Origin of the sequence: Paenarthrobacter sp. AR 02, assembly GCF_021538675.1 — a bacterium.
Lineage (GTDB): Bacteria > Actinomycetota > Actinomycetes > Actinomycetales > Micrococcaceae > Arthrobacter.
The window spans coordinates 233,698-255,561 of the sequence record NZ_JAJUKH010000004.1 but is presented as its reverse complement, the minus strand read 5'-3'; the positions used below and the strand labels follow the sequence as shown (position 1 = coordinate 255,561).

25 protein-coding genes are annotated in these 21,864 nt (G+C 59.1%); 23 read left to right on the top strand and 2 right to left on the bottom strand.

Translation table 11 applies throughout. The features are described from left to right. The first annotated feature begins 110 nt into the window (after positions 1–110). From LRQ04_RS11895 to LRQ04_RS11795, 22 genes are all read left to right on the top strand, one after another. A complete protein-coding gene (locus LRQ04_RS11895; protein WP_235520366.1) occupies positions 111–1,331 on the top strand; it encodes a glycosyltransferase in 1,221 nt (406 codons plus the stop codon). Positions 1,332–1,434: 103 nt separating this feature from the next. After that, positions 1,435–1,755 (top strand): hypothetical protein, encoded by a 321-nt coding sequence (locus LRQ04_RS11890; protein WP_235520380.1) that lies wholly within the window; start codon positions 1,435–1,437, stop codon positions 1,753–1,755. Beyond that, complete coding sequence (gene aepX, locus LRQ04_RS11885; RefSeq protein ID WP_235520379.1) at positions 1,692–2,567, top strand: phosphoenolpyruvate mutase; 876 nt, start codon at positions 1,692–1,694, stop codon at positions 2,565–2,567. Before LRQ04_RS11890 ends, aepX begins: the two co-directional genes overlap by 64 nt. 53 nt (positions 2,568–2,620) lie before the next feature. Next, positions 2,621–3,931: an LLM class flavin-dependent oxidoreductase gene (locus LRQ04_RS11880; protein WP_235520365.1), complete on the top strand. Its 1,311-nt coding sequence runs from the start codon at positions 2,621–2,623 to the stop codon at positions 3,929–3,931. Between the two features lie 75 nt (positions 3,932–4,006). Then, positions 4,007–5,152 (top strand): hypothetical protein, encoded by a 1,146-nt coding sequence (locus LRQ04_RS11875; protein WP_235520364.1) that lies wholly within the window; start codon positions 4,007–4,009, stop codon positions 5,150–5,152. Next, on the top strand, positions 5,139–6,371 hold the full coding sequence (locus tag LRQ04_RS11870; RefSeq protein WP_235520363.1) for an aconitase/3-isopropylmalate dehydratase large subunit family protein: 1,233 nt from the start codon (positions 5,139–5,141) through the stop codon (positions 6,369–6,371). Before LRQ04_RS11875 ends, LRQ04_RS11870 begins: the two co-directional genes overlap by 14 nt. Further along, complete coding sequence (locus LRQ04_RS11865; RefSeq protein WP_235520362.1) at positions 6,368–6,874, top strand: hypothetical protein; 507 nt, start codon at positions 6,368–6,370, stop codon at positions 6,872–6,874. The genes LRQ04_RS11870 and LRQ04_RS11865 overlap by 4 nt, the downstream gene beginning before the upstream one ends. Continuing rightward, positions 6,871–7,680, top strand: coding sequence for a trans-aconitate 2-methyltransferase (locus tag LRQ04_RS11860; protein ID WP_235520361.1), 810 nt, complete (start codon positions 6,871–6,873; stop codon positions 7,678–7,680). Before LRQ04_RS11865 ends, LRQ04_RS11860 begins: the two co-directional genes overlap by 4 nt. A gap of 1 nt (position 7,681) precedes the next feature. Further along, positions 7,682–8,146, top strand: coding sequence for a GNAT family N-acetyltransferase (locus LRQ04_RS20755; RefSeq protein WP_374198933.1), 465 nt, complete (start codon positions 7,682–7,684; stop codon positions 8,144–8,146). After that, positions 8,143–9,306: an acetyl-CoA carboxylase biotin carboxylase subunit family protein gene (locus tag LRQ04_RS11855; RefSeq protein WP_235520360.1), complete on the top strand. Its 1,164-nt coding sequence runs from the start codon at positions 8,143–8,145 to the stop codon at positions 9,304–9,306. Before LRQ04_RS20755 ends, LRQ04_RS11855 begins: the two co-directional genes overlap by 4 nt. A gap of 13 nt (positions 9,307–9,319) precedes the next feature. Next, the gene (locus LRQ04_RS11850) at positions 9,320–10,411 is read left to right on the top strand and encodes an acetyl-CoA carboxylase biotin carboxylase subunit family protein (protein WP_235520359.1); all 1,092 of its coding nucleotides are present in this window, start codon (positions 9,320–9,322) and stop codon (positions 10,409–10,411) included. Continuing rightward, complete coding sequence (locus tag LRQ04_RS11845) at positions 10,408–11,673, top strand: MFS transporter (protein ID WP_235520358.1); 1,266 nt, start codon at positions 10,408–10,410, stop codon at positions 11,671–11,673. The genes LRQ04_RS11850 and LRQ04_RS11845 overlap by 4 nt, the downstream gene beginning before the upstream one ends. A gap of 1,020 nt (positions 11,674–12,693) precedes the next feature. Beyond that, positions 12,694–13,044: a nuclear transport factor 2 family protein gene (locus LRQ04_RS11840; RefSeq protein ID WP_235520357.1), complete on the top strand. Its 351-nt coding sequence runs from the start codon at positions 12,694–12,696 to the stop codon at positions 13,042–13,044. 148 nt (positions 13,045–13,192) lie between these two features. Beyond that, positions 13,193–13,702: an amino-acid N-acetyltransferase gene (locus tag LRQ04_RS11835; RefSeq protein ID WP_235520356.1), complete on the top strand. Its 510-nt coding sequence runs from the start codon at positions 13,193–13,195 to the stop codon at positions 13,700–13,702. Positions 13,703–13,863: 161 nt separating this feature from the next. Further along, complete coding sequence (locus LRQ04_RS11830) at positions 13,864–15,312, top strand: FAD-binding oxidoreductase (RefSeq protein ID WP_235520355.1); 1,449 nt, start codon at positions 13,864–13,866, stop codon at positions 15,310–15,312. A gap of 25 nt (positions 15,313–15,337) precedes the next feature. Continuing rightward, positions 15,338–15,514, top strand: a complete 177-nt coding sequence (locus tag LRQ04_RS11825; RefSeq protein ID WP_235520354.1) for a hypothetical protein — start codon at positions 15,338–15,340, stop codon at positions 15,512–15,514. Positions 15,515–15,662: 148 nt separating this feature from the next. After that, positions 15,663–16,664, top strand: a complete 1,002-nt coding sequence (gene dhaK / locus LRQ04_RS11820; protein WP_235520353.1) for a dihydroxyacetone kinase subunit DhaK — start codon at positions 15,663–15,665, stop codon at positions 16,662–16,664. A 2-nt stretch (positions 16,665–16,666) separates the two neighbouring features. Further along, positions 16,667–17,320 carry a dihydroxyacetone kinase subunit DhaL gene (dhaL, locus tag LRQ04_RS11815; protein WP_235520352.1) on the top strand — a complete coding sequence of 218 codons (654 nt, stop codon included), beginning with the start codon at positions 16,667–16,669 and terminating at the stop codon, positions 17,318–17,320. Then, positions 17,317–18,006: a dihydroxyacetone kinase phosphoryl donor subunit DhaM gene (gene dhaM / locus LRQ04_RS11810; RefSeq protein ID WP_235520351.1), complete on the top strand. Its 690-nt coding sequence runs from the start codon at positions 17,317–17,319 to the stop codon at positions 18,004–18,006. Before dhaL ends, dhaM begins: the two co-directional genes overlap by 4 nt. Positions 18,007–18,095: 89 nt before the next feature. After that, on the top strand, positions 18,096–18,272 hold the full coding sequence (locus LRQ04_RS11805) for a CsbD family protein (protein WP_235520350.1): 177 nt from the start codon (positions 18,096–18,098) through the stop codon (positions 18,270–18,272). An 87-nt stretch (positions 18,273–18,359) separates the two neighbouring features. Continuing rightward, a complete protein-coding gene (locus LRQ04_RS11800) occupies positions 18,360–18,620 on the top strand; it encodes a DUF4235 domain-containing protein (protein ID WP_235520349.1) in 261 nt (86 codons plus the stop codon). Positions 18,621–18,623: 3 nt separating this feature from the next. Further along, positions 18,624–18,986 carry a VOC family protein gene (locus LRQ04_RS11795; protein ID WP_235520348.1) on the top strand — a complete coding sequence of 121 codons (363 nt, stop codon included), beginning with the start codon at positions 18,624–18,626 and terminating at the stop codon, positions 18,984–18,986. Positions 18,987–19,004: 18 nt separating this feature from the next. On the opposite strand, the gene LRQ04_RS11790 is transcribed toward LRQ04_RS11795, so the two are convergent. Continuing rightward, entirely contained in the window at positions 19,005–19,517 is a 513-nt protein-coding gene (locus tag LRQ04_RS11790) for a glyoxalase/bleomycin resistance/extradiol dioxygenase family protein (protein WP_235520347.1), read from the bottom strand. 85 nt (positions 19,518–19,602) lie between these two features. Between LRQ04_RS11790 and LRQ04_RS11785 the strand changes: the two genes are divergently transcribed. Next, positions 19,603–20,397 carry a helix-turn-helix domain-containing protein gene (locus LRQ04_RS11785; protein ID WP_235520346.1) on the top strand — a complete coding sequence of 265 codons (795 nt, stop codon included), beginning with the start codon at positions 19,603–19,605 and terminating at the stop codon, positions 20,395–20,397. Here the strand turns inward: LRQ04_RS11785 and LRQ04_RS11780 are convergent. After that, positions 20,351–21,742, bottom strand: coding sequence for a cation:dicarboxylate symporter family transporter (locus LRQ04_RS11780; protein WP_235520345.1), 1,392 nt, complete (start codon positions 21,740–21,742; stop codon positions 20,351–20,353). The genes LRQ04_RS11785 and LRQ04_RS11780 overlap by 47 nt on opposite strands. Between the last annotated feature and the right edge of the window lie 122 nt (positions 21,743–21,864).

Here is a 21,864-nt window from a genome sequence, read left to right as displayed (position 1 = left end):
AAAGGAGTGGGCGGGGTTCTGTTGTCCGCCGTCCTCCGGGTTTTTGCACACATGTTGGCCCTAAGGTGGTTTCAGGCTCATTCGATGGAAAAGACTCCAGGGGGACAAACATGCGCGTACTCATGGTGGCGCCAGGCACGCGAGGAGACGTGGTTCCGATGGCCGGCCTCGGGCATCGCCTGCAGGGCGTAGGCTACGAGGTCGCCATAGCCGCCAACCCGGCCTACGCGCCTTTGGTGGTGGAATCAGGGTGCGAGTTCACGCCACTGCCGGGAAACCTTGCTGAGCTGATCAAGCATCCCGCGCCTGGTGCCAAGGCATCAGCCGGAAATGTGGTCTCCTTCTGGAAGAAGCTCGGCGAGTACATGGACAATGCGGCGACAGGGACGTTGGCTGCAGCGGAGGCCGGCGCGGACGTGATCCTGGCCAATTCGGTGGCGCCGTACGCCTACGACGTCGCTGAGGCCCTCGGCATTCCGGCGATCGGTGCCCATCTGCAGCCCACTGAGCCAAGCGCGGCCTACCCTCCTGTCCTGATGAACTCGGCCCGGAGCCTCGGCCCCGTGGGAAACAGGATCATAGGGGAGCGTGCTTCTGCTGGGCCAGCTCCATATGACGGTCCCAGCGCCCGCTTGCGCAGGGAACTGGGCCTGCGCAAGGAAAGCCGTGCGGCCGGGGAGCGTCGCCGAAGGAAAGCTCACGCAACAGTGCTTTACGGCATCAGCCCATCGGTACTGCCCAGGCCGGACGATTGGCACCCAGGCTTGGTGATGGCAGGGTACTGGTGGCCGGCTGAAAACCCTGGCTGGCAACCAGCCGCAGACCTCGTGGACTTCCTGGCAGATGGCCCGCCTCCCGTTTTCGTGGGATTCGGCAGCAGCGCCGACATCGATCCTGGCTTTATCCTGGACGCTACCCGTCGCGCCGGCACAAGGGCCGTCGTCCAAGGCGTTGAGGGTTACCTGGGGGATGACGCAATCGGCGTCGGGAGTGTTCCACATGAGTGGCTTTTTCCCCGTATGTCAGTTGTGGTTCACCATGCGGGCGCTGGAACCACCGCTGCCGGTCTGCGGGCTGGCGTTCCGACGGTGGCTGTTCCTGTATACACGGACCAACCGTTGTGGGCGTCCAAAGTTGCATCGCTTGGAGCCGGGCCGGAGCCGGTGCCCTATAAGAAGCTGACTCCGGAGCGCCTGGGCGAGGCAATACGCGAAGCCAGCAGCACGCCGTCGTACGCCCGCCGCGCCAAGAGCGTAGCCACCGCACTGGCGACGGAAGACGGCACCGCCCCGGTGATCGAAGCCCTGCGGAGGCGCGAGCTCGGACGATAGTCGGGCCGATGGCGTGAGAGCCCGCTCCTGCGTAATGAATACCCGACGGCGGCTCTTTCCTCAGCGTGCCATTCGTCAGTGACAGTCCGAACAATTCCCCTGATTGAAAGATGACGCCCGGGCGGCTTCTCCGCGCCGTAAGTACTGGCACGTCGGCGGCCACTCGGCCTCATACCTGCTGACAGCAAGCCAAAATGATATGACAGAAATCGACACGCAGTTGACTAAAAAAGCGGTAGTTAGCTTTGATTTGACTAACAAGTGGAGTATCGTCAGCGAGGGAACAAACATCGTCCACTCACCTGGAGCGATGACGATGGGAATCCACCGCAACGACGCGTATCTGATTGGGGACAAAAAATTTCAAGTCAATCCTCGGGCGCAAAGCGCCTACGTGAAAATCTCCGTCTTGCCCGACCTCTGAGGATACTGGAGGCCCACAGCCCCCTGGCTGCACTCCTGGCGGAGGAGGCGGCGGACCGCGGCTCCGAGTTTGATGGATTCTGGTCAAGTTCCCTGAGTGATTCAACGCTTCAGGGCATGCCAGACATGGAGATTCTGAGTGTCAGTGAGCGTATCGATACGGTTAGGCCGATTCTGGCTGTGACGGACAAGCCGCTCATTATGGACGGCGATACCGGAGGGCACAATCATCACTTTGCCCACATCGTACGCAAGATGGAGCGGGCTGGAGTCGCCGCCGTAATCGTTGAAGATAAAACAGGTGTGAAGCGCAACTCCCTGCTAGGTACACATGTTCCTCAGCAACTCGCCGACCCGGAAGAGTTCGGAGCGAAGATCCGGCAGGGTAAGAGGGCCCAGCGAGACTCGGCTTTTATGATTATCGCGAGGCTGGAGGGCCTGGTGTTGGACTCCCCAATGCGGGACGTCTTGGAGAGGGCCGACAGCTACGTAGAGGCGGGCGCAGACGCTATTATGATCCACAGCAGGGCCGCGGACTCGGGCCAAGTTGTTGCGTTCGCGAAGGATTTCCGGGGGAAACATCCCGATGTGCCCCTCGTTTGTGTCCCCACTACGTATGGAGACACGCCACTTTCCGAACTCGAAGCGGCCGGCTTTTCTGTCGTCATCTACGCGAATCACATGCTCCGTGCGTCAGCCAAGGCCATGAAGGAGGTTGCCAAGGCAATCCTTGAGGACGGGACGACAACTCGCGCGGAGACGCATTGCCTGGATTTGCAGCTCGTGTTGAACAATGCCGATGTCAATGGGTAATTCACGGGGAAGCGAATCCTGGGGTTTTGGGCTCAGGTTGGGAGGTGCTCGCGTTGTCTAACCGTGATCGTCCTATGATTATCGGCGCTTACCTCGCGTATGGTACTGGCCACCACGCTGCTTCCTGGCGTCATCCAGATACCCCCGTGGATGGGGCGCTGGATATCCGCCATTACGCTGCCATGGCACAGTGCGCGGAACGTGGACTATTGGACTTCATCTTTCTTTCAGACACTCCATCGGTTTTCAATGACGACAAAGAAGGGTTCGGTGGACGCGTTGTCGGGCTCGAACCCATTACATTACTGTCAGCTCTGGCCATGGTTACGACTGATATAGGGCTCGTCGCGACCGCTTCGACTACCTATAACAGCCCATACAACGTTGCGCGCCAGTTCGCTTCTTTGGACCACATCAGTCAAGGGCGCGCCGGATGGAACGTGGTGACCACTTCAAAAAGCCAAGCTGCTGGAAACTTTGGACTTTCGGCACATCCCGCACATGACATCCGATATGACATTGCTGATGAATTTGTAGAAATTGCCAAGCAGCTTTGGCAGACGTGGCCGGATGAAGCGTTAATACGTAACAAAGATTCCGGAAAATTCTACGATCCACTGAAGCGCAAGTTTACGAGCTTCAAAGGTGAGCATCTTTCCCTGCACGGAGAGCTGAATGTTGCCGAGTCACCTCAACGATTCCCATTAATCATCCAGTCCGGAACGTCTGATCGTGGTATCGACCTGGCTGCGAGGACCGCGGAAGTCATCTTTACCGCCCAGACACAGATATCCAGTTCTATTGATTTTTCAAGGCGAGTCAAACAAAAGCTTTCGCACTACGGCCGTCCAGCGGATGCAATTCGTATACTTCCGGGCATTTCACCGTACGCTGCTCGAACAAAACGCGAGGCCAAAAGCAAATACGACGCGCTCCAGCAGCTGATACACCCCAAGCTGGGACTCAGTATGCTCGCTGACCTCCTGGGAGGATTTGACCTCACTGGTTATGATCTCGACGGGCCACTACCCGAGCTCCCTGACTCCAACGGGAACAAGAGCCGAAGGCGGTTGATCGAGAAAATGGCCCGGCAAGAATCCCTAAGCATTCGTCAGTTGTATCAACGGCTGACTGCCTCGCGGGGTCACGTGGCAGTTGTGGGGACTTATGAAGAAGTGGCAGAAGTCCTGATTGAGTGGTTCGAATCGGGTGCCTGCGACGGGTTCAACCTCATGCCACCTACTTATCCGAATGATCTCAATTCGTTTGTCGAAGAAGTCATTCCAATTTTGCAAGAACGCGGGGTGTATAAGTCCGCATACGGTTCTGGCCCCTTGCGGTCAAAGCTATTTCAGGCCCAATAGCGAAAACCCGATGAAGGCATCCCTGCGTAATCAAGTCCGAGTCTACGTTAATTCAGCACAAGCATAGGATCCAACATGAATCAGAACATCATCCTTGAGGACACCACCCTGCGCGATGGCGAGCAGGCTCCTGGGGTTGCCTTCGACCGGGCAACGACACTTGCCATCTTCAACGCCCTGCTCGACACCGGAGTGAAGTGGCTGGAAGCCGGCATCCCTGCCATGGGGGGAAGCGACGTTCTTGCGATGCAGGAGATGTTGGAACGCAAGGACGAAGTCCACCTGATTGGTTGGAACCGAGGCGTACGCGAGGACGTCGAACGCACAATTTCTCTAGGGTTCGATCACGTGCACATCGGACTCCCGACGTCTCCCATCCACCTCAAGCACAGCGTGGGCAAGGACCGTACCTGGCTGCTCAAGACAGCGAGTGACATGGTCAAGCTGGCCAAGGACAGGGGCTGCTTTGTCTCCATTAGTGCAGAAGATATCGGGCGGACTCCGATCGAATACCTGCAGGAGTATGCGGTACATGTCCAGGAGGCGGGAGCGGATCGGCTTCGTTTATCAGACACCGTTGGAATTCTTGATAGTGCCCAGTATGCCGCCAGGGTTGCCGCCGTGTCCGCCGTCAGTCCAATAGACACCCAAACCCACTGTCACAATGATTTTGGCTTAGGGGTTGCTAACACCATCGCGGGACTAGATGCAGGTGCTCGCTATTTCCACACGACAGTCAATGCCATTGGGGAGCGGGCGGGCATGCCGGAGATGGCGCAAATGGTAATGGCCCTAAAGCAGTTCAGGAACGTTGACCTCGGAATCGACACGACTAAGCTGACATATCTTGCCGAAACCGTTGCCGATGGTTGTAGGCAGAGCCTCCTTCCATGGCAGCCCGTTGTGGGCAGCAACGTCTTCTCTCACGAGTCTGGAATCCATGCCAAGGGCATGCTCAACGATGTCAACACCTTCGAACCCATAATGCCGGAAACCGTCGGTGGAACGAGGCGGTATGTCTTGGGCAAGCACTCCGGGCGCACCATGATCATCGATGCTTTGCAGCAGCGTGGAATAGATGCTGATCCCGCAGTTCTTCCCGACGTTTTGGCAGCGCTCCGTGAAGCGTCCAACAACGTTGGTGGCGAAGTCTCGGCGTCGGACTTGGAGACCATTTACACGGGCATAGTCAACGGAAAACTCTCCTATGAGCACGCCTGAGCCGTTGGTTGAACGCATTATCGACCAGCATTCTGATGATGCAGTAACACCAGGTGCCCTGGTCAGCGTTCGTGTGGATCGCATTTACGTTCAGGACGGTAACTCGCCAACCCTCGCCAGGTTGTTTCACAAGCATGGTATTTCCAGCATCAGGGAGCCTGAGAAGGTTGCATTCGTTTTCGATCATTCGGTCTTGGCGCCTAATGCTGCTATTGCCGATCGAATGAAGGAGGCAGCAGGGTTCGCCAAGGAACTCGGAGTGCAGGTCATGCGACGTGGTGACGGCATTAGCCATGTCATAGCTCAGGAGGAAGGGTGGTTTCAACCCGGAACCATAGTTCTGGGCTCGGATTCGCATACCTGTGCTGGAGGCGCCAACCAGTCCCTTGCCCTCGGGATGGGTGTTACCGATATAGCGGCCGCAATGATTAGTGGCGAAACATGGCTAAAGGTACCTGAAACTGTATGGCTGAATGTGGTGGGAACGCCGCATCCTCTCGTCAGGCCGAAAGACGTTGTTCTCCATATTCTGGGGACGCTTGGCCAGGCTCCCTTCCTCTACAAGTCAGTGGAATGGATAGGTCCTTGGGCCGCGGCTCTGACGGAAGATGGCGCTGCGAGTGTCGCCAGCATGGGCGTCGAAATGGGAGCGAAATGCGTGTTCCTGCCTCCGCGGCGGGGTCGTAGTAGTAGTGTCCTGTCCCCGGTCTTTGCCCCGGACGAGGCGAATACCATCACCGTAGACATCACGGGACTGGATCCAGTCGTAGCGCTGCCTCACTCGCCCTCACAAGTTGCCTCCCTGAGCGACGTAGCCGGGCTATCCCTCGACTACGTCTTCATCGGCAGCTGCACCAACAGTCGTCTGGAAGACATCGAGGAAGCCGCGCGGATGCTGGACGGAAAAGCCGTGCATCCGGATGTGCACATGGTCGTGACGCCGGGGTCGCAGCGGATCATGGAAGATGCTCTTCGGCTGGGCCTTATTGGCATTCTTACCCGTGCCGGCGCCTTGGTTACACCTGCCGGATGCGGTCCCTGCGTGGGTGCGCAGGGACCAGTTCCGGCCAGTGGGGATCGGGTGCTCTCTACCATGAACAGGAACTTTAAGGGCCGAATGGGAAACGGTCAGGCTGAGATATTTCTATCCTCACCCTTGGTCGCCGCATCGTCAGCTCTTTTGGGACGTTTTCCGAGTATCGAGGAACTGAAGGCATGACAGAGATAAGAGGAAAAGCAAGATTTGTCAGAGGGCAGATTTCCACGGATGACATAATTCCTGCCAGGTATAAGCATATGTATACGGATCCTGCCGACATGGCTCCTCATGTCTTTGAGAACCGTTTCCCAGAGCTTGCATCATCCTTTGAGGAAGGCGACGTCCTCATCGGAACCGACGTCTTTGGGATCGGAAGCTCCCGTGAACAGGCTGTCAGTTCCCTGATGGCACTCGGTATCCGAGCAATTGTCTCACCTCGGTTCGGAAGAATATTCTTCAGGAATTGCTGGAATCTTGGAATTCCTGCAATTGAAGTTGATACAAGCCGTTTCATTGAAGGCAGGCCCGTCCGCCTGGATTTGACAGGTGGCTACGCAATTATCGACGAAAATCAGGGGATATCGTTTCCCCCTCCACCGCAACGCATGATAAGGATCTTGGAGAACGGTGGATTATTGAACACGGTGCTGAATGAGGCCGCCCACTCAAGAAATGGCATATGAAAATCGTGCTTGCGAATTCTGTGACGACGACAGTAGGGGCTAAGAAACCAATGGAACGTGTAAGCAAGTTTGATGGCTTGGCGGAGGACTACGAGCGGCACCGTCCCCGTTATCCGCAGCAGCTTCTCGAGTCGATATCAAGGACTCTTGTCTCAAACCATCCCGTGGTGGTGGACATTGGTGCCGGTACCGGGATCGTGCTTGATGGACTGCTGCCAGTTCTGCCGGCACCCCGTCTTGTCGTCGGAGTGGACCCATCGCAAGACATGGTGGCGTTGGGTGCCTATAAGCATCCAGGGGCAACTTGGATTGTTGGTACTGCAGAAGATGTGCTGGAGGACAGCTCGGATGTTGATCTCATCGTGGCAGGTCAGTCCCTGCAATGGATGGACCGTCCCCGCGTGCTTCGGGCTGCGAACAGGGCCTTGTCCGCCGATGGAATCCTTGCGGTGCTGCAGAACAACAGGAACCATGAATCCAGCGGGTTTTTGTCTGCTTACGAGGACCTGCTTGAAGACCTGAGTCCCGGCTACCGGCGAGATTACAGATCGTTCGACTTTTCGGCAGAGATCCGAGCCGCTTTCCATGCCCAGCCAAGCTACGAAACATGGATTTGGTCTCAGAACCTGGGTTCTGAAGATTTCATCGGAATGTCTCGGTCCTCGACTCAGGCCCAACGGGCGATTGCCGCCAACGGTAGCGAGTTCCTGAAGAGATTGAATGCTCTAGTGACCGAGCATTCGGAGGGTGACATCCTCCGGATTGAATATCTCTCAGAGCTATACATGATCCGGAAAGATTCCTAATGTGATCACAGCCGGGTTGGAAATCCGCTCTGCGAAGCAACGCGATGCAGAACAGCTGTGGAAGTTGATTGTATCTACATTTTCGGTCTATGAGGACCAATTTGTGCCGTCCGTTCTTAGCAAAGGGAAGGGAGACCTAGTAGCTCGGTGCAACTTATGGTCGATCGGACTCGTAGGCGGCGAAATCGTAGCTGCTGTGCAACACGAGGTTGAACAGGATATCTACACTTTCAGCTATTTGGCTGTGAGGTCAGATATGAGACGCCTGGGCTATGGGACGCAGTTATACCGATATGTCGAGGATTGTTCGCGTTCCAAAGGCAGACAGATCATCTTAGTGGCGGTTCGACGCGCTATTGAGTCGAACGTGAAATTTGTTGAAAGTCTCGGCTTCCACTTCATTGGACCTTTTGGTTCGAGTGGAGGGCACGATATCTACGGAAATGAAATTGGTTCAGCCGCATGAATAAGGTGCTTTTGATTGGATATCGTCCAGGTCTGGAGAGGGCTATACGACGGTTAGGTTATGATCCGGTTATAGTCCTTCAAAAAATGAAGCCCGGGCTCGAAGGGCTGGATATAATTTTGGTTCGAAGCATAGAATCCCCGGAGGAAGTTCTGGGCGCAGTCCTTCGGCGGCACCCGGTTGGGGATTTTGCAGCGGCAGTAACAGGTCATGAGCAGGGGGTCTTCACCACCCTGGTGGCAAGGTTGGCTCTGAATCTTCCGGGCGACAAGGATCTTGGCCGGTCCTTGGTCTTCCGGGACAAGCACCTCCAAAAAATGCATCTTGGGGACAGCGTCGCGCACGCTGAAAGTGTGCCGATTGAGCTGACGGACACCTACCATTGTCTTTCTCGGCAGCTAGGGCAGCGATTTTTCGTAAAGCCCAGTTCGGGCTTTGGTTCCGACGGTGTAAAACTGGTCGAATCTGCCAGTGATTTTGAGGCTGCCTTGCCGGGAATTGCCTCAAGTTTTCAATATCTGGCTGAGAGTCGTGTAGTTGGTCCTGAGTTCCACGTTGATGGTGTGTGGTGGGATGATTCAGTCCTGTGGTTGAGTTTGGCCCGATATCTTGACTCGCCATACAAATGCAATGACGACGGCATCATGGCTGATCATATAGTTACAGAAGTGATGAATAGTGCGCTCTTTACTCATGCGGAGGAGCTCGTCGGCAATGCACTCAGCGCTCTTCAAGCACCAAACGGTGTTTTTCATCTTGAAGCCTTCATATCCGAGTGCGGTTTAGTTCTAGGTGAAATCGCAATCCGTCCACCGGGCGGCCATGTGCCGGAGATTATCAACTTGACTTATGGGGTTGATCTTTTTGAGGCCCATGTCCAGGCTGCGCTGGAACAAAGGCCATCCATAAATGCGCGCGTCGTTGATCCAAGTCCGGTATTTGGGTTTGTTTATCTGCGTCGCTTTCCTGGGTCGCAGCTGAGTATTGATTTCTATCGTCAAAATTTCCAGAATATTTGCCAAATCGAGCTGGCGGATTCTCCGACTGGGGGAGGAGCTTACAACCGTGATGGCTTCGCAATCGTTCAGGCCGCATCGGAATCGCATCTGCAGGCTGCGATGCTTGAGTTGGTTGAGGTAAACGGGGCCGATCGTGGCTGAGACTCGCCGTGCCTTGGTGCTCAGCCCTGCAAAGCCGTCGGTCTTGAGGGTATGTAAGGATGTTCCGGGCCTCGACCTCGTATTTCAAGATGTCACGAGTCCCGCAGAGCTGCGGAGTTTTGAGTCGGCTGCAGATGCTTTCGAGCGGCATGGCTGCTCGCATGTTATTGCAACGTCGGAAAGTAACATGCTCTTGGCCGGGCGGCTCAGGGAGCACTATTCCCTTCCCGGCCTCAAGCTTGGGCAGAGCTTGGCAGTAACGGACAAGCGGGAGATGCATCACGTCTTTTCCCCAGTTGTGCCCATGGCTCCGCGTTGGACATCAGACATGGAGCTGGAAGGCGGCACCGCATTTTCTGGCTTTTCTGAATTTATAGTCAAACCCGCATTGGGTTCGTCAAGCAGGGGTGTGGAGCGGCACTCCATGGAGCGGCTGCTTGAAGTAATAAGCGGTGCTTCTGATGACCAGGTAGTAGAGGCGGCTTTGGATGTTGAAACAGAGCTTCATTGCGATGGTGTCTTGATTGGCGGGGAGTTGGCTGCCGCGGCAGTGTCCAAGTATGACCGGCCGGTTTTGGAAGCGAGAGGTAACACCCGGGCCAGCATCCATCTCCCCGAGGAGCACGAAATGAGCCGGCGGGCTCGTCTGCTTGTTGCGGATATCCTCACGGCGGCCCCAAACCTCGATGGCGTATTTCATATCGAGTTGCTGGTAGTTGACGGGGCTATGTTCCTCGGCGAAATCGCCATGCGGCCAGCAGGCGGGGGTGTTGCAGAAGCGCTGCGTCGCCATAAGGGGTTGGATCTTTGGGATGCCTTCATCAGAGCTCAACTTGGCATGCCGCTTCCGACGCCATCGCTATCGCGGGTAAGCCCTGCCACTCCTTGGGCCGGAGTGCTCGGCGTTGTTCCGTCGGCAAACCTATCCAGAGCTGAGCAGCGGGCGTTCCTGTTGCGACAACCAGAGGTTGTGTCCCTGGAAGAACTGGATTCAGGAGAGTCTCGGCCTAAAGAGTCGTGTTCATTCTCCTGGCATGCATTTTTCCAGACCTCCACCGAGTCGCAGGCGTACTCCCTCACAGAAAGGATCTCGAAGGCCATATGAACAAAAATGTGGTGTCGCCCGAGGCACTGGCGAACTCGGAGAGTGCGGCAGGTTCCTCCCGAGGATTCCTTGCTTTTTCGTTACTGTCAGCACTGGCTGAAGGCGCTCAGCAAGTGATTATCCTCTGGACTGCCTTTCAGATCGGCGGTAGTGGCCTTCTGGTCGGGTGGGCAGTCTTCGCCGGCTATGCGCCCGCGGCTGCAGTAGGCCTGGCCGTGAGAAAGCATGCAGATAAGGGAGATGCCCGATCGCTTGCCGGATGGAGCAATTGGTTTTTGGCGCTTGGTTCCCTTGTTGTGGGCGTTCAGCAATTGTTGGCTGGAGATCCGCTTATTTCCGTGATCATGATCCTGGCCAGCCAGGCCCTGCTGTCGCTTGTCAAGCTCGTGAACAAAGCTGTTGTGGGCAGGCTTCTTAGAACCTGCTTACAGCCTGAGGCCGCCAAGAAGACGTTGCAACTTTCTTCATCCGCCAGCCTGGCAGGACAGGTCGTGGGCGCCGGGGGTGCTGGTCTTTTGCTGAGCACTGGCTTGGGACCCGCAGGGCTCTTGATATGTGGGGCGTTTTATGCCGCGAGTGCATTCGTATTGCGTCTTGCAGTGCGGAACGACTCTGCGCGGGCACGCCGGAAAAATGCAGAGGATGAGGAAACGCCAGGGACGCGCCGATCGCCCAAGGTCCGATCCCGTCTTAGTCCTGCGTTGGTCTCCGTGCTCCTCTTTTCTGTTCCAAGCAGTGGATCGCTGCAGGCGTTGACAACGCTTCTGCCTTCATTGAGCGAGGCGACGGCTCCGTCAGCGCCCGCCTTCTACGCCGTGATGAACGTAACGAGCATGGCCGGAGGATTCGTAGCTGGGTTGATCCTTTCGTCAAGACTTTCCACTCCATTGATGGTCCTCCGGTGGGCGATGCCTGCCAGCGCAATTTTGTTGGTATGCCTCAACTTGCTCGGGGCGGAATTCGCGGTCGCCTTCCTGGCCGGGGTCCTGACCCTCGTGCTCACTCTGCACGTAATCGTGATGCAGGTCCTTACAAACCAAACTCCCCCTGCCGAGGAGGTAGGTTCATTCGCGATGACGCGAAATGTGGTTGCCTCGTTGTCCAAGGCGCTCTTTGCGCTTGCTGCGGGGGCCATTTCGTCTTTCGCCGGTTTGGAGGCGGCGGTATGGGCGCTGGCTGGGGTCTGCGCCGTCTTCTGGTTGATTTGGTGGCGGCAGGAATCGTCGCGGAGGGAGGGGGTCTTTGGTGAGATTGGACGCTGACGATGGAAGAGCGAATTTCCTGGAAGCTCTGGTGAAGCGCATATCCGCGCATCGCAGCGAGCTTCCTGACTCGCCAGTCGGCCATGAGCTCGCGGACATTCTGGGACACAGCCAGGCTGCCTTGGAGAGGCTGGGCAATGGTGGGCGGATATTGCTTACACTGCCTCATGCCAGCCCAAATGTCTTCTTTCCCAGGGCAAGAGTCGGTTGGCATGCGGCCGAACTGCAAGGTACAGAATCCGACGCCATTCACCTTCGCGTGGTGCTCACGCACACAAACTTTTCTGATCTCGGATGGCGACCCTACGCGTGGTGGATCCTGGATCAAGAGGCCAATTTGCGCCGCGTGAGTATGTTTACGAGGAACAAGAAACAGAGTCATGCCACCATAGCGAGCCAGAATGGTTACTCGACATTTCCTGACATGCTAACTGGTCATGACCGCAGGGCGGCGCGAATGGCGGCCCTCGCCACTGATCGAGCTTGGTGTTACATCAACCTCATGGCCAGCATCGAACGGTCCTGCGGGTTCTCAGCTACCTCGAGGACAATCTATGTCCGGTTGGAGTGGTTGGTTGAGGCCGCTTTGGAAGTCGCCGGCGACTTGACCAGCACGGGTGTGTGGATGCGCGCCCTTCTCGAATTGGCCGACGGGGCACGGGTGATAGGGGCCGGGGGGCGACTTCGGGCGGCTACGAGTGGTGAGACACCATTCGTCTACAGCAACGCGATAAACCTGGCGGTCTTGGCGGCTCTGCCCTCCGCGGAAGTACTTGGCGGCAAGAAGATGGAGTCCTACTGGCCAGAGGTCCAAGCTCGAATCGGACAGGCCGCAAGGAACAGCAAAAGCCCGGCGCCCCTACTCAAGCGTTTGCTTGTTCCCGAACAAGCGCGGGAGGAAGGCGCCCCTCCGTCGCCGCGATTGAGAAGGCAACTCTCAGAGGCGGGCATCCAGTACTCACAAGGCATGGCCTTGTCGCTGCACGGGTCCCTGAACCAAACGATATGAAAGGGGCGGCGGTGGCAAGTATCGATGAATTGGTTCGCAATTATTATCTGCGCGTGGATGAGGATCCCGCCACTGTGCACGAACTATTTTGTCAGGACGCCGCCTATCACCGGCCTGGTTACGGGGCGCTTGTCGGACGTGAGCGCCTGCGCCAGTTTTATGGCCAAGAGCGGGTAATAGCTTCCGGAAACCACCGGCTCAAAGAGGTCCTGATTGCCGATCAGTCAGCAGCTGCGCGCGGTGATTTTGAAGGCAAGGGGCATTCCGGTGAGGACTTGCGGGTCTCGTTTGCAGATTTCTTTACCTTCAAGGAGGGATTGATTCAGGACCGCACGACATATTTTTTCATGCCGAAGGTATAGATTCCTTCGGCTTGGAAAAAGTTCTAACGCTTCGGCAGGTTTATCCACCCACAGCACAGTGACCACCGGAACGAACGTGTTATGGGAACAGCACTAACTGGCAAGTGCGGAGGCTCAGTTAAGGTTGCGGCCTCGCTAGTATGGGGGAGTGGATTCGACCTTCAGCCTTCGCCCTGCCCGCACCAGTGACGTGGCGGCGATCAAGAGGCTGGTGGCTCCTTTGGCTGAGGAACGGATCCTCATGGCCAAGGAGACCGTGGCGTACTACGAGAGCCTGCAGGAATTCCGGATTGCCGAATCCAGTACCGGCGAGGTCATTGGCTGCGGCGCCTTGCACGTGATGTGGGAGGACCTGGCCGAGATCCGCACGCTGGCCGCGGCGGACTCCTGGCGGGGCCGCGGCGTGGGCCATGTCCTGGTGGAGAACCTGCTGGAAGAGGCAAAGGCGCTGGGCGTGAGCCGGGTGTTCTGCCTGACGTTCGAGGTGGACTTCTTCAAGCGCCACGGCTTTGAAGTCATGGCGGACCAGTCGGCCGTTGATCCGCAGGTGTATTCGGAACTTCTGCGCTCGCATGACGAAGGCGTGGCCGAGTTCCTGGACCTTGCCCGCGTAAAGCCCAACACCCTGGGCAATACGCGCATGATTAAGCAGCTTTAGCCTGCGCCCAGACCCGCTCTTAAAACCCAGCTCCGACGCGTGGCTGGGCCCTGCCCGATTATGGGTGATTTAAACCTCTTCTCTTATCTAAAGTTGATGGATAAACTGATAACGGCTTGCTGGGGAAGCTTCCGCCACATCGGTCAATTTGAGAGAAGATCATGCAGTCCCACGCCTCCACTCCAGATGTTTCACAACTCCAACTCAGCGTGCGCGGTCCCGTGTTCACGCCAGCCGATCCAGGCTTCGCCGCCGAAGTAGCGGCCTTCAATTTGTCCACTCAGCACCAGCCGGATGTTGCCTTCGGCGCCCTCGACGCAGAGGACGTTTCGGCAGCGATCCGCTGGGCCGGAGAACGCGGAATGCCCGTCTCCGTCCAATCCACCGGCCACGGAGCCACCAACGCCATTGAGGGCGGCCTGCTCATCAGCACCCGTCGAATGCTGGAGCTCAGTATCGATCCCGTCGAACGGACGGCCCGCGTTGGCGCCGGCGTCCGCTGGAAGGCCGTCGTGGAACTGGCATCCACATTCGGGCTCATGGGGCTCTGCGGTTCCACCACCGACGTCGGAGTGGTGGGTTACACGTTGGGCGGTGGCTTGCCGATCATGGGTCGAAAGTACGGGTTCGCATCGGACCATGTGATCGCCTTCGAGATCGTCACTGCTGACGGCACGCACCGACGGGTAACCAAGGACGAGAATTCGGAGCTTTTCCATCTCCTGCGCGGAGGCAAGGGAAACCTTGGCATTGTCACGGCCATGGAATTCCACTTGTTCCCGGGCACTGACCTCTTCGCCGGTGGGCTGTACTTCGACGGTGAGCATGCCCCGGCGGTCCTCCAGCAGTTCAGTGAATGGGTTCCGTCGCTGCCCCAGGAGGCGTCGGCGTCGTTGGCTTTCCTGCGCCTCCCGGACATGGAGATGATTCCCGAACCTTTGCGGGGCAAGTTCGTCGTGCATCTGCGTTACGCGTACCAGGGCGACGCGGCCGTGGCAACGCAATTGCTTGAGCCCATGCGACGGAGTGCGCCTTTCATGATGGATGGGACCGGCCCCCTGGACTCCACCCAGCTGGACAGTATCCACCAGGATCCGGACCAACCCGTGCCCGTGCGCGAGCGTGGCTTCCTGCTGGACCGTTTGGACAGCGGAGCAAAGAGCGCGATCCTGCGCCACTTCGGACCAGGCGTGGAGAGCCCGGTGCTGATGGCGGAGGTGCGGCTGCTCGGCGGCGCCTTGGCCAAGAGCGCCGACGGCGAGGACACGGTTGGGGCGCGCGACGCCGCGTTCAGCTTCTTCATGGCGGGCATGGCTGTCCCTCCTCTGGTGGAGCTGCTTCCCGTAGTGTTCGACGCCGTTCGCGACGACCTGCGCGATGCCTCCAGCGGCGGGACTTTTGTTAACCTCCACGGCCACTTCGTCGACGCCGAGGACAGGGAGCGGCCCTGGGGTCCCACTGTCCGCGAACGGCTCCGGAAGGCGAAAGCCGAGCTTGACCCGAAGAACATGTTCAGCTTCGGGCACGTCGTGGGTCTTCCGGTCATCGACCAGACGGTGCTTCTCGAAGACGTTGTGACCGCCGGTGGCGACGCCGTGCTGAACAGCTAGGCAGCTGACGGCAATGGACCATCGGGTGATTTTTCCTGATTTCTCTGCTTTCCAGATCGACATTCCGTATGGATCGTTGCCAAACGGGGAGTCGTGGGCGGGGGAGCGGTATCCGGATCCGGACCTCTACTCGGCCTTCTGGCCGGAAGTACGTCCCCGGGACGAGTCCGCGTTGACTCCGGCGCCGGGTGCCGAAGACTGACCCGTGAACAGAAGCGCAGGTGGAGGGGCGGTCGAAGGGCTGCCCCTTCCATCATTTAACTGTCATCCCTTCGCTTTGGGACCTACCGTGGGCCCGCCCGCCGGTAGTAGGGTCAGAGCACCAGCCACAGCACGCCCAGGAGCATCCAATGAAAAAGCTCATCAATGATCCACGCGCCGTGGTGGACGAGTCCGTCGAAGGTTTTGGCATGGCCCATGCCGACATCGTGGACGTCCATCCCGACCCCAAATTCGTTGTCCGGAAGGCAGCGCCGGTAGCGGGCAAAGTTGCCCTGGTTTCCGGCGGAGGCAGCGGGCACGAACCCCTTCACGCAGGCTTCGTCGGACTCGGAATGCTCGACGCCGCTGTGCCCGGCGCGGTCTTCACCTCTCCCACACCCGACCAGATCATTCCAGCGACTGTCGCCGTGGACTCAGGTGCCGGCGTCGTCCATATCGTGAAGAACTACACCGGTGACGTGCTGAACTTCGAAACCGCCGCGGAAATGGCCCAGGCTGAAGGCGTTCGCGTCCGCTCGGTGCTGGTGAACGACGACGTCGCCGTGGAAGACTCGCTGTACACGGCAGGACGCCGCGGAGTGGGTGGAACCGTCCTGGTGGAAAAGATTGCCGGAGCGTCCGCCCAGCGTGGGGATGACCTTGACGCTGTCACAGCGATTGCCGAACGTGTTGTGGCCAACGTGCGGACCATGGGCGTTGCTCTGTCCGGCTGCACTGTGCCGCACGCGGGTACACCGAGCTTTGAGTTGGCCGATGACGAAATTGAAATCGGAATCGGCATCCACGGCGAACCGGGCAGGCACAGGATCCCCATGGAAAGCGCCGACGCCATTACGGACCGGCTGCTGGAGCCCGTCCTGGAGGATTTGGGGATCGCTTCAGGTGACCAGGTCCTGCTGTTCGTCAACGGCATGGGCGGAACCCCGCAAAGTGAGTTGTATATCGTGTACCGCCGGGCTGCGCAGGTCCTCGCCGAACGCGGCGCCACTGTGGAGCGCTCGCTGGTGGGAAACTACGTGACTTCCCTTGAGATGCAGGGGTGTTCGGTATCCGTGCTTCGCCTGGACGACGAGATGACCAGGCTCTGGGACGCGCCCGTCCACACTGCAGCCCTGCGGTGGGGTGCCTGAGCATGGGATTGGGCGTCGACTGGGCCGTGGAATGGCTGAAACTCTCCGCCGACTCCATGGCCCGGCACCGCGCGGAACTGATCGAACTGGATCGCGCAATCGGCGACTCTGATCACGGCGAAAACATGGACCGGGGTTTCCAGGCGGTTGTTGCCAAACTGGAGGAAGCCCCACCGGAGACGCCGGGTGCGGCACTCAAGGTGGCGGCGATGAGCCTCATGTCAAAGGTGGGTGGTGCGGCCGGACCGCTCTATGGAACGGCGTACCTGCGCGCGGCCACCTCGCTGGGCGATCTGGCGGACGTGGACGCCGAAGCCCTGGCCGCGGCGCTCGCCGCAGCACGGGACGGCGTAGTGGCCCGCGGCAAGGCGGAACCCGGCGACAAAACCATGATCGACGCCTGGACTCCAGCTGTCGAAGCCGCACAAAAGGCAGCGGCCGCAGGCAAAGACCCAAGGGAGGTCCTGGACGCCGCCGCTGAAGCCGCCCAAGCCGGAGCCGAATCCACGGACGAACTGGTGGCCAGGAAGGGTCGGGCCAGTTACCTGGGGGAACGCAGCGTCGGTCACCGCGACCCCGGTGCCGCATCAACAGCGCTGCTCCTGCGGGCAGCCGCAACAGCTGCCGGCAACGGCACAGGAACCGGGGACGCATGACGGTGGGAATCGTGGTGGTTTCGCACAGCAGCAAAATCGCTGAAGGTGCAGTGGAACTCGCCGCCCAGATGGCGCCCGACGTCGAACTCGTCGCCGCCGGGGGAACCGACGACGACCGGATCGGTACCAGCCTGGAGAAGGTGCTGGCCGCCGTCGAGCAGTCGCTGGTTGATTCCGGTGGTGACGGGGTTGTGGTGCTCACGGACCTGGGCTCGGCCGTGATGACGGCTGAGTCTGCGGTGGAATTCGCCAGCGCTCCCGACGCTGTGCGGCTGGCCGACGGGCCCTTGGTCGAGGGACTGGTTGCTGCCGCCGTCGCCGCCCAGGGAGGGGCCGGCGTCGAGGATGTGCTCAAAGCGGCTGAAGCCGTAACTTTCAGTGGAAGTTCAGTGGCTGCACCCCAGGCTGCCGATGCAGGCACTGCTGAACCTGACGCGAGCGGGACTTTTACCCTGATCAACCCCCTGGGAATGCATGCGCGTCCGGCGGCGAAGATCGCCGGCGGCCTGTCCGGAATGGACGTGGACGTGACCGTCAACGGAGTGGATGGCATGTCCATCATGGCGTTGATGGCGCTCGCAGCGGGGCAGGGATCCGAGCTGCATGTGGAAGCCCGTGGGAAGGATGCCGAGAGGGCTGTGGACTACGTGCGGAAGCTGGTTGAAGAGGGGTTTGGCGAGCTCTAACTAAACGGTTTTTCGACCAAGATATTGCTAAGTATGCTGATTAGTGATGTTGTAGAGGTACAAGGTTCCTACGAAGAAAGAGGTGCGACATGGGTGCTGACGACAAGATCGAGAACACCGGCGAGAAGCTGGGCGGCAAGGCCAAGGAAGCTGCCGGCAAGCTGACGGACGACAAAGGCCTCGAGGCTGAGGGCAAGGGCGACCAGGTCAAAGCCGACCTCAAGGGCGCAGGCGAGAAGCTGAAGGACGCCTTCAAGAAGGACTAGGAATGTGGACAGGGCCGCTGCGGTTGCAGCGGCCCTGTCTTGCTGTGGGAGGCCTCGCTTCGAGGCACTATTTGATGGAGGATCTTCGTGAACATACTGGTAAAACTGTTCGGCATTGCTGTTAGCCTCGGCGCAGGTGCCATCGCGAACAAGACTTTGGAAGGCCTCTGGGAGAAGAAGACCGGCAAGCCCGCTCCGAAGGACGGAACGGACCTGAACGACTCCCTGCCGGGCGTCCTGGTTTTCGCCGTGGTCTCCGCCGGTGTTGGCGCAGTTGTTCACGTACTTACCCAACGGGGCACCAAGAGCGCCCTGGCCCGCATGAAGAAAACAGCAGACGAGATCTAGAACATGGCTATTGCCAAGCACCCCAGCGTTGTCATCGACTGCCCCGACGCGGCAGCGCTCGCAGCTTTCTACGCCGAATTGCTCGGATGGCACGTTTCCAACGAGAACGGCGACTGGTACGACGTGCGCCCGGAGGACGGCAGCAACTGCATCTCCTTCCAGCAGGTTGATGTGTACCAGGCGCCCGTCTGGCCGGGCCAGACAATCCCGCAGCAGATGCACTTTGACGTCGTGGTGGACAACCTGGACAAGGCTGAAGAAGAAGTCCTTGCCATCGGCGCCAGCAAGGCCGACCACCAGCCAGGCGAGACGTTCAGGGTGTTCCTTGATCCTGCCGGCCATCCCTTCTGCCTCTGCCTCAGCTAGGCCTTCTCTGTTTGGGGCCTAGCCGTGCTGCGCCGCCCACTCTTCGACGCGTCGGTTGCTTTCCTCCTCTGAGAGGTCCTCGACGCGGGTCATGATGGACCACCGGACCCCGAACGGATCCCGGATGCTGGCATAGCGGTCACCGGAAACGAAGGTGCTCAACGGCTCCCTGATGGTGGCGCCGGCTTGTTCCGCTTTGCGGACCAGAGCGTCTGCATCGGAGCAGTAGAGGCCCAAGGAATAGCAGTCGTCCTCGCCCTCGGGCGACGGGACCAAGTGGTATTCGGGGTTGGGCTCGCCGAGTTGCAGGTGGCCGTTCCCGAAGTCGAGTTCCGCGTGGACCACCACCCCGCCCATCTCGGTTTCGCCCACTACCCTGGTGCCGAACACGTCCCGGTAGAACGCGATCGCTTCCTTGGCGTTGGACACCGCAAGGAACGGCGTGAGGCTGGTCAACCCTTTCGGGACGCCGTGCGTGGTGTGCTCGCCGTTCGCGGCGGTGGCGGCTTCTGTGCTTGTAGTATCTGTCATGGATATGACGCTACGTGCCTGGTAGGGGCCAGCGCTTGGAGATTCGCGACGGGTTCGCGAGGGGTTGGGTTCCGGGAAGGCTCCAATGACGGATTCGTTCAAAGGCATCCTCTATCCCGCCCGGCTGCCCACCTTCCACCGCCTTCCTGCACCGGAGTCGGTGGCGCACCTTGTCCAGTGGTTCTGGATCCCTGAGTGGGACATCGAACCTGGCCGATCGTCCCGGCAACACCTGATCGCCTACCCTGCCTCCAACCTTGTGGTCCAAGGTGGTGGGGTCGAATTCTCCGGCCCCACCACCCGCGCCGCTTACCGTGACCTGAGCGGCAAGGGATGGGCGGTGGGAGCCCTGCTCCGACCGGCCGCAGTTCCGCTGTTCAGCGATGCTCCGGAGACCCTCCGCGACACAGGTCTCGCGCTGGACCTGCATGACCTCCACACCGCCGTTTCAGCGGCCATGGAAACGCACGACGGCGGCACCCGCCGCGGGCGGGCAGTGGAAGCCTTTGGTGCGTGGCTGGTTTCCCTGGATGTGACGTTGTCCGAAGAGGCGCTGCTCGCGAACCGGATGATGGACCTCATTGCGACCGACCCTGAGGTTGTCAGGATCGAAGATGCGGCATCCCTCCTTGCGGTGTCCCCGCGAACGTTGCAACGGATCGCGAAAAAATACATCGGGTTGAGTCCCTCCGCCCTTATCCGTCGCCGAAGGCTACAGGACGCGGCCGAGCGCACCCGGTCCGATCCATCAGCGGACCTTGCGGTGATCGCCGTCGAACTTGGCTATGCGGACCATGCGCACCTGACCAACGACTTCCGGAAGTTCCTGGGCTTCACGCCGAGTTCGTACCGGCGGTCAGCCGGGGCTGCGGACTGCTGAGCGTTGGCACAGTCGGTTCGGTGACTGTGTCCCCTTCCTCTGGGGTCGTGGTCTCCCCGCGGAAAGCTGCCAGCATTGCCTCGCGATCGAATTGCCCCTCCCATTTGGAGACCACAAAAGTGGCGACGCAGTTGCCAAGCAGGTTGACCACAACCCGCATGGAGTCCATGAGCCGGTCGGCCCCCAGCAGGAGTGCCACGCCTGCAACCGGGAAGATTCCCAGGGCTCCAGCGGTGGCCGAGAGGGCCAGGAAGGCTGATCCCGGGACTCCGGCCATGCCCTTGGAGGTCAGCATGAGAATGCCCAGTGCGGCCAGTTGCTGACCCAGATCCAGGTTGTGCCCGAAGGCCTGTGCGAGGAATAGGAGGGAGATCGACAGGTAGAGTGCCGCGCCGTCGAGGTTGAAAGAGTATCCGGTGGGAACCACCAGTCCCGTGGTTGCCCGGGAGCAGCCGGCGTTGGTCAGCTTGGTCATGATGCGAGGGAGGACGGATTCGGTGGACGCCGTGCCCAACGCCAGCATGAACTCTTCGCGCGAGTATTTGATGAACTGCCACAGGGGAACACGAGGGTAGGCCCAGGCCACCACAAACAACAAGCCGATGAAGATCAGGGCAGAGCCGTAGCATGCTGCCACCAGAAGGGCGTAGGTGCTCAGGGAGCTGAGCCCGTATTGGCCGATGATGAAGGCCATGGCGCCAAACGCACCCACTGGAGCCACCCGCATGACCCAGGCCATGATCCTGAAGAAGATTTCCAACGTGGTTTCCATGATGTCAATGACCGGCTTGCATTTCTCCCGCCCCACCACCACGATTGCTGCTCCAAAGAAGACGGCGAAGCACAGCACCTGCAAGAGTGAGTTTGAGGCAAATGCCCCCACCACGCTTGTGGGGATGATGCCCAGCAGGAACTGTCCGGCATCCTTGGGTGGGGCCGTGGTGGTTTTGGCGTTCACGGCATCCTCGGACAAGGACGCGGGGTCAATGTTCAGGCCGGCGCCCGGCTGCACGACGTTGGCCACTACCAGCCCAAAAGCAAGCGCGAAGAGTGTAGCGGCGGTGAAGTAGACCAGGGCCTTCACGCCCACCCGACCGACGGCTCTTACGTCTCCCACGGCTGAGATCCCAGTGACGATGACCAGGAAAATCAGCGGCGCGATGATCATCTTGATGAGTTGGATGAAGCCATCGCCCAGCGGGCGAAGCGCGGACCCGATGTTGGGCCACAGGTACCCGATGACGATTCCCGCTACCACCGCCATCAGGATTTGGAAGAACAAGGATTTGTATAAGGGCTTCTTCGCAGCTGGAGTTGAGGCTGTTTCAGGTGCATGGATCTTCAAGGAGTGCGCCTATCTGTGCATGGGGCCGTGCAGGGTCACGGCCGGGATCACACAAGACGCTATGAGTGCCTTGTTTCCGGATTGCTAATTCCAGAGACGCTCTGTGTTTAATATCGGAATCA

Bases quoted from the DNA above. Each gene is read 5' to 3' on its own strand.
- LRQ04_RS11845 (WP_235520358.1), top strand. From the start codon at position 10,408: ATGAACAAAAATGTGGTGTCGCCCGAGGCACTGGCGAACTCGGAGAGT.
- LRQ04_RS11860 (WP_235520361.1), top strand. From the start codon at position 6,871: ATGAAAATCGTGCTTGCGAATTCTGTGACGACGACAGTAGGGGCTAAG.
- LRQ04_RS11870 (WP_235520363.1), top strand. From the start codon at position 5,139: ATGAGCACGCCTGAGCCGTTGGTTGAACGCATTATCGACCAGCATTCT.
- LRQ04_RS11830 (WP_235520355.1), top strand. From the start codon at position 13,864: ATGCAGTCCCACGCCTCCACTCCAGATGTTTCACAACTCCAACTCAGC.
- LRQ04_RS11785 (WP_235520346.1), top strand. From the start codon at position 19,603: ATGACGGATTCGTTCAAAGGCATCCTCTATCCCGCCCGGCTGCCCACC.
- LRQ04_RS11855 (WP_235520360.1), top strand. From the start codon at position 8,143: ATGAATAAGGTGCTTTTGATTGGATATCGTCCAGGTCTGGAGAGGGCT.
- LRQ04_RS11895 (WP_235520366.1), top strand. From the start codon at position 111: ATGCGCGTACTCATGGTGGCGCCAGGCACGCGAGGAGACGTGGTTCCG.
- LRQ04_RS11865 (WP_235520362.1), top strand. From the start codon at position 6,368: ATGACAGAGATAAGAGGAAAAGCAAGATTTGTCAGAGGGCAGATTTCC.
- dhaM (WP_235520351.1), top strand. From the start codon at position 17,317: ATGACGGTGGGAATCGTGGTGGTTTCGCACAGCAGCAAAATCGCTGAA.
- LRQ04_RS11795 (WP_235520348.1), top strand. From the start codon at position 18,624: ATGGCTATTGCCAAGCACCCCAGCGTTGTCATCGACTGCCCCGACGCG.
- dhaL (WP_235520352.1), top strand. From the start codon at position 16,667: ATGGGATTGGGCGTCGACTGGGCCGTGGAATGGCTGAAACTCTCCGCC.
- dhaK (WP_235520353.1), top strand. From the start codon at position 15,663: ATGAAAAAGCTCATCAATGATCCACGCGCCGTGGTGGACGAGTCCGTC.
- LRQ04_RS11790 (WP_235520347.1), bottom strand. From the start codon at position 19,517: ATGACAGATACTACAAGCACAGAAGCCGCCACCGCCGCGAACGGCGAG.
- LRQ04_RS11805 (WP_235520350.1), top strand. From the start codon at position 18,096: ATGGGTGCTGACGACAAGATCGAGAACACCGGCGAGAAGCTGGGCGGC.
- LRQ04_RS11875 (WP_235520364.1), top strand. From the start codon at position 4,007: ATGAATCAGAACATCATCCTTGAGGACACCACCCTGCGCGATGGCGAG.